Here is a 1510-nt window from a genome sequence, read left to right as displayed (position 1 = left end):
CCTCGGCCGCCCCAGCGACCAGCCTGTCGGACACGCGCTATCGCCACGGCTACATCAGCCAGCTCGACCTGCTCGACGCCCGCCGCAGCGAGCTGCGCAACCGTCGCCAGGCGCTGCAGGTGAAGTCGGCCCAGTACCAGGCGGCCGTGGGGCTGATTCGCGCCATCGGCGGGGGCTGGGAAGTGCCGGCGCCGGTGGCGGCAGCGGCTGGCGCACGGACCACGGTGGCTGCGCGTTGAGCCGCCCGGAACAGAAATCGAGAAATTGACAGCCTGAACGCCGCAAGGCGGTTTTGCGCCGTCGTGGGCTCAGCCGGTTTCGCCGGCGGGGTTCGCGGCGGCGCTTATTTTTTGCAACTCCAGCACGCCCATGGCCATCGCGTTGGAATAGCTGGCCTGCGGCCGGGCCGCCTTCCGGTAGACCCGGTAGTCCAGGGTTTCGGAGGCTTCGTCGGCGTGATGGGCTTCGAGCAGGGTCCAGAAGAACTGGCCCGGTTCGGGTTCCTCGACGGTCAGCGCCAAATCGTTCAAGGCTGGCATGGGTCCCTGGGGTGTGTTGTTGCGAGAGTGTGCGACGCCAGGGGGTACGCGGGAAAGCGCCCGGCGGATTCACCGGTCGCATTTGCAGTGGCCGGGCGTGAAAGATGTCGCAATCCGGACGGGCGGCCGTGGCGCTCAACGACAATCCCCGGATGAGTTCAAAGGCGAATAGCGGACCGGCGCGCTGCGTCATGGTCCTGGGCACCACCAGCGGCGCCGGCAAGAGCTGGCTGGCCACCGCGCTGTGCCGCTGGTATGCCCGCCGGGGCCTGAAGGTGGCGCCCTTCAAGGCGCAGAACATGAGCAACAACGCCCGGGTGGTCGATGGCGGCGAAATCGGCAGCGCCCAGTATTTCCAGGCCCTGGCCGCGAATGCGGTGCCCGACGTGCGCATGAACCCGCTGCTGCTCAAGCCCGAGCGCGACACCCACAGCCAGGTGGTGCTGATGGGGCAGGTGAGCGAGGCGCTCTCCGCCTTGCCCTGGCGCGGCCGCAGCGAGCGCGTCTGGCCGCGGATCGCGCAGGCGCTCGACGAACTGCGCGCCGAGAACGACGTGGTCGTGATCGAAGGCGCCGGCTCGCCGGCCGAGATCAACCTGATGGCCAGCGACATCGTCAACATGCGCATCGCCCGCCACGCGCAGGCGCGCTGCCTGCTCGCGACCGACATCGACCGCGGCGGCGCCTTCGCCCACCTGTACGGCACCTGGGCGCTGCTGCCGGAGCCCGACCGGGCGCTGCTGCGCGGCTTCGTGCTGAACAAGTTCCGGGGCGACGCCTCGCTGCTCGCGCCGGCCCCGCAGCAGCTGCAGGAGCTGACCGGCGTGCCACGGTGGCGACGCTGCCCATGTGGTGGCAGCACGGCCTGCCCGAGGAAGACGGCGTGTTCGACGACCGCAGCCGCTCCAGCGGCACCGTCACGCGCACGGTGGCCGTCGTCGCCTATCCGCGCATCAGCAATCTCGACGAAT

The 1510-nt window shown here is 69.8% G+C and carries 2 protein-coding genes and 1 pseudogene; 2 read left to right on the top strand and 1 reads right to left on the bottom strand.

The window, feature by feature from the left end:
* On the top strand, nt 1–239 hold a 239-nt coding region (locus QMO14_RS33245), incomplete at its 5' end, for a TolC family protein (RefSeq protein ID WP_301512387.1).
* Nucleotides 240–308: 69 nt separating this feature from the next.
* On the opposite strand, the gene QMO14_RS33240 is transcribed toward QMO14_RS33245, so the two are convergent.
* Complete coding sequence (locus QMO14_RS33240) at nt 309–539, bottom strand: hypothetical protein (protein ID WP_301512386.1); 231 nt, start codon at nt 537–539, stop codon at nt 309–311.
* Between the two features lie 152 nt (nt 540–691).
* On the opposite strand from QMO14_RS33240, the pseudogene QMO14_RS33235 reads away from it, so the two are divergent.
* Nucleotides 692–1510: pseudogene (locus QMO14_RS33235) on the top strand (cobyric acid synthase); the annotation flags it as partial.

The sequence above is a fragment of the Variovorax sp. CAN15 genome, assembly GCF_030462475.1.
GTDB lineage: Bacteria > Pseudomonadota > Gammaproteobacteria > Burkholderiales > Burkholderiaceae_C > Variovorax.
The sequence above is the reverse complement of the archived record's forward strand: the minus strand, read 5'-3'. Positions and strand labels throughout refer to the sequence as shown.

Coding starts and splice junctions, on each gene's coding strand:
- QMO14_RS33240 (WP_301512386.1), bottom strand. CDS start 539: ATGCCAGCCTTGAACGATTTGGCGCTGACCGTCGAGGAACCCGAACCG.